The sequence below is a fragment of the Pseudoalteromonas sp. BSi20311 genome (assembly GCF_000239875.1).
GTDB lineage: Bacteria > Pseudomonadota > Gammaproteobacteria > Enterobacterales > Alteromonadaceae > Pseudoalteromonas.
In genome coordinates this window covers 1-4,522 of sequence record NZ_BADU01000034.1, presented here as the reverse complement: position 1 = coordinate 4,522, position 4,522 = coordinate 1, and the positions used below count along the sequence as shown (strand labels likewise).

General features: G+C 40.1%; 3 protein-coding genes and 1 pseudogene. 2 read left to right on the top strand and 2 right to left on the bottom strand.

The features are described 5' to 3' along the window. Together P20311_RS03170 and P20311_RS03165 are read left to right on the top strand one after the other, a co-directional pair. Window positions 1–1,104: pseudogene (locus tag P20311_RS03170) on the top strand (hypothetical protein); the annotation flags it as partial. Between the two features lie 61 nt (window positions 1,105–1,165). Continuing rightward, on the top strand, window positions 1,166–1,624 hold the full coding sequence (locus P20311_RS03165; RefSeq protein ID WP_008109582.1) for a thioredoxin family protein: 459 nt from the start codon (window positions 1,166–1,168) through the stop codon (window positions 1,622–1,624). A gap of 40 nt (window positions 1,625–1,664) precedes the next feature. Here the strand turns inward: P20311_RS03165 and P20311_RS03160 are convergent, their stop codons facing one another. Together P20311_RS03160 and P20311_RS03155 are read right to left on the bottom strand one after the other, a co-directional pair. Next, on the bottom strand, window positions 1,665–2,975 hold the full coding sequence (locus P20311_RS03160) for a DASH family cryptochrome (protein ID WP_008109580.1): 1,311 nt from the start codon (window positions 2,973–2,975) through the stop codon (window positions 1,665–1,667). 131 nt (window positions 2,976–3,106) lie between these two features. Further along, window positions 3,107–4,522 (bottom strand): DUF885 family protein (locus P20311_RS03155; RefSeq protein WP_036984729.1); only part of this gene is annotated, 1,416 nt, incomplete at its 5' end.

Sequence of the window (4,522 nt, the reverse complement as noted above, 5' to 3'; positions counted from 1 at the left end):
AAGGGAAATACTGGCGATGCTGATGGAGCGCTCCTTGGAATAGATAATGAGCTTAATTTAAGTTATACCCTTGATGAGGATTCTGAGCAGCAAATACTGGAGTTTGAATCGGTAAACGGACAAAACAATATTGATTTTTCGCTTGATATGTCAACCATTGGCGCTCAAGACAAAAGCCAAATGCAGCAATACATAAAAGCGCTCGATAAAAGCTTAGAAGATAGCCAGCTCAATAGCTCTGAGAAAAGTACACGTTCTGCGTTTGGTCACAAAAGTGATGAAGTGATGAAACAAGGGTTGGCTGTTTTTAAAAGTGCGTTTAGTAGTATGTCATCAGCTGCTGAGCGCTATAGTGAAATTGAGTCGGTTGCTACAAAGCAGTTTACTAATGGACGCGAGCTTGTCGCTAATTTAGTTGACAACATGATCACCAAAGATCCGCGCTACCAAGGGCTAGGTAGCAGTAATAAAAATTCCTTAGGTGATGGTATTTCTAAGTTAGCTGATTTTGATGCAAAATTCTCTTTTGCAATGGATCAGGGGGATTACATAGCAACAAGCACCACAAAGCTGAGTCAAAATACAGAACACCAAAAATCAGCAGGGTTAACTGGGGCCACTCAAGATAAAACGGCGAGCACGCGTTTTAATTATAAAGAAGGTAACCGCTCAGACATCCCCCCTGATTATTATGATAAACAAGAAAATTACACTATTGGTACCGCTGTAAAAAATAACGAATTGGTTGCCCTTGATCAGGCTCATGAGGTGGATGTAGATAAAAAAGTGTATCAGTTTAATCCCGAAATATCTCAATACGAGCTAAAAAAAGAATTGAAAGAAACCACCACCAGTGAGAGTAATATTCGCCTTATTAACGATATTTGGCTTGAGAAAAATGAAGATAGTCATAGTATGGATGAAAGAAAACGACTCAGTGGTGTGGGGGCGACAAACGAGTTTAGAACAACATCGAGTTATTCACATACGCAATTAGTGACGTTAATCGGTGACTTAGATAAATTAGAACAAAACAAAGAAGCCAAACGTGAGTATTTAGCTGTTTTATCTCAGGTGAATAATTTTATGGAAAAAAGTAAGTAAATGTATTCACTTAAATTCGATTATGGGTATAGTAGCTAAAATGCTTTTTAAGTATAAGATTATGTTTAAACAATTAATTTTACTTTTAATGTTGAGTTTACCACTGGCATTGAATGCAACGCTCAAACCACACTCGGACGCTATTACTGCTAAGCGTTTATTAAGCGATCACGATAAATTTGCTAAGCAATACCAAACATTTTCGCCGACACCGCAAGACGTTGCATTGATGCAAAAACTAGCAGGTAAAGAGGTGTTAGTGCTTTTAGGTACGTGGTGTCATGACAGTGCCCGTGAAGTACCTCGATTTATAAAGTTACTCGATGAATCGAAGGTTAAACTTTCGAAAATAACCTTTGTTACAGTCGGTTATGATAAACGTGATGAGGTAGGTATTGCTCTAGCGCATGACTTACAATATACCCCCACTTTTGTTGTTAAGCATAACGGGGTTGAAGTTAACCGCGTAGTAGAAAAACCCAGCGGCACTCTCGCCCAAGGTTTAACCTTAGGCTTATAACGAGAGTCAGCTAGCCAATATCATGTTCGAGGTTTTATTTTTACACTGGCCAATCAGCGGCGTCTAAGTCATCTAATTGTGCATCGCAATGCTCATTTCCTTGCCACTTGGCAATGTATACACCGTGCGGATCATATTGCTGGGTTTGTTTTTGCAAATTAAAGTGACGTCCGCCGCGCGGATCAACACCAACTCCAGCAATATATTGCCAATTACCCCAATTCGACGCCACATCGTAATCGATTAACTGTTGCTCAAAGTAAGCCGCACCATAACGCCAGTCTAGTTGTAGTTCGTTTACTAAACAGCTAGCAACGATTTGTCTTGAGCGATTGCTAATAAAGCCCGTTGCGTTTAGCTCTTTCATAATGGCATTAACTAACGGGTAAGGTGTACTGCCTTGGCACCATTTAGCAAAACGATTCGGGCTAAACGTGGTAAGTGGCGAGCTTTGTTTCTTACCTTTAAAGGTAAATAACTGATGCTTAACATTAATCGCATGCCACTTGAAATACTCACGCCAGAGCAATTCAAACTTGATCCAGTAAGTTGACTCATTTGCTCCATACTGCGTTTCATAAGCATCTACTGCACAAAAAATTTGCTTGGCACTAATACAGCCAAAAGCCAGCCAACTACTAAATTTTGTTGAGTTATCAAAGCCATCTAGCTCATTGCGAGTGATTTTATAGCTACTCGGTAAAGCCGATGAAAAGTACTGCTGGCAGTGCTCAAGCGCAGCCTGATGCCCACCAAGTAATTGTGTATTCCCTGTTGCTGGCTTTTCTATCGGTTGTTTTGCGCAAAGTATAATAGGTGGAGGCAATCTTGCCGCTGAAAATGTATGTGTGGCTAAACTAATTTCTGCCGCTTCGATCTTTTTTCTAAAAGGTGTAAAGCCGGTTGGTAAATTAGCTAGTTCAAAGGGCAGTTGCTGTTGTTGATATAAAGTATCTTGCATCACAGATTTAAATACCACAGTCGTGCATTTTGACTTAAGAGCACTAATTTGGCGCTGTTCATATACACCTATTTGCTGGCTATATACAACTTCGTCAATGCTAAGCTCATTAATACGCTGTGTTAATACCTCAACTGGATCGCCTTCAATAATATGTAAAGTTTGGCCAAGCTCTAAAACAGACTCCTGTAGCTCATATAGGCTTTGCATTAAAAAGCGTTGTTTGTGGACACCATAGGGTTTTTGTTGGTAGTTATTGCTTTTAAACCAAGCAGGGTTAATCACAAAGACCAGGTCCAACTCACATTGTTGTTGTGATAAATCATTGAGTATGGGGTTGTCGTCAATGCGCAAATCATTTTGCAGCCAATACAGAATACGTTTTTTCATACTTATGCTCTGGTTTTTAAAATCATTTATTTTACGAAGCAAAAACGGGTAGGGATTAGTTTTGAGGTGTTTAATAGGGCTTTAAAAAGAGGCGATAACAATACCGCCTCTTACTTTGTTCTCGTTGTATCCTAGAGAACTAATTTTTGCTGTGCTATCCAGTCGTTAATTACATCTTCAAGTACCGCCATAGGAAGTGAACCTTGACCAATAACGGTGTCGTGAAAGCTGCGTATATCAAATTTAGCGCCTAGCTGTTTTTCGGCTTTTGCACGCAGTTCGCGTATTTTAATTTCGCCCATTTTGTATGAAAGCGCTTGGCCTGGCCATGAAATATAGCGGTCTATTTGATCTTCCACGGCGCTTTGTGGCAAGGCGGTATGATCAGCCAAATAATCAATCGCCTTTTGGCGGCTCCAGCCAAAGGCATGAATGCCGGTATCAACCACTAAGCGCACTGCGCGCCACATTTCGTAGCCTAAACGACCAAAGTCACTGTATGGACTTTGGTAAAAGCCCGCTTCTTTACCTAAACGCTCTGTATAAAGTGCCCAGCCCTCGCCAAATGCTGAGTGACTCAGTGTGCGTCTAAATTCAGGAACGTCTAACTCCATTGCAATGGCGTTTTGTAAATGATGCCCAGGAATAGCTTCGTGCAGGCTAAGTGCTTCTAAATTATATAAAGGCTGCAATTTAGGTGTTGAGGCTAAAAAGTAAGTGCCAGGTGAGCGGTTATCTGGCGGTGGCATATAAAACGCACCGCGACTCGCTGAGCCTTTTATAGTAAAAGTGTTACGCGGCAAATGGCCAAAGTAAGTAGGGAGTTTGCCATACATTTTTTGGGTTATAAAAGCGGTTTTTTCTAGCAAATCTTGGGCGTCTTTTGCGTAAAATTGCTCATCGGTTGCTAAAAATTCTAAAAAGTCACTGTAGCTGCCATCAAAACCAACGCTATCAATAATGGCTTGCATTTGTGCTTTAATGCGCGCCACTTCTTTTAGACCAAGTTCATGAATTTGTTTAGGGGTAGCATCAGTGGTGGTGTAATAATTAACCGTGTAATTGTAGTAATCAAGGCCCCCTTTAATACTTGCAATACCCGGCTGAGCTCTACAATGTGGCATGTATTCATTTTTAAAAAAGTCGTAAAAGTGCTGATAAGCAGGAACTACTTTTTCTTCAATTAATGTTTTAGCTTTATTTTGGTAAGTTTCTTTTTGCGCTGCAGTAAATGTATTAGGGATGCGAGTAAATGGCTCATATAAGGCGCTATTCTCAGGTTGTTTAACTATATGAGCGCTAATGCTTTGGCTGTAATTTTCAAAGGTTTTACAATAATGAGTAAACCCTGTTTTTATACCTTGTTTCATTAAATCAATATTTTGCTGATTAAAGCGCGGGTAGTCACTAAGGCTAACTAAAAATGCGTTGTAATCATCAGCGGTTAAAAAGGCCATGTTAGCCGGCGCTTCTGCAAAGTAAGTATGCCAGCCACTTAAAAAATTAACCGGAAAATACTTATCTTGATAAAGGTAGCTTTGTTGCTC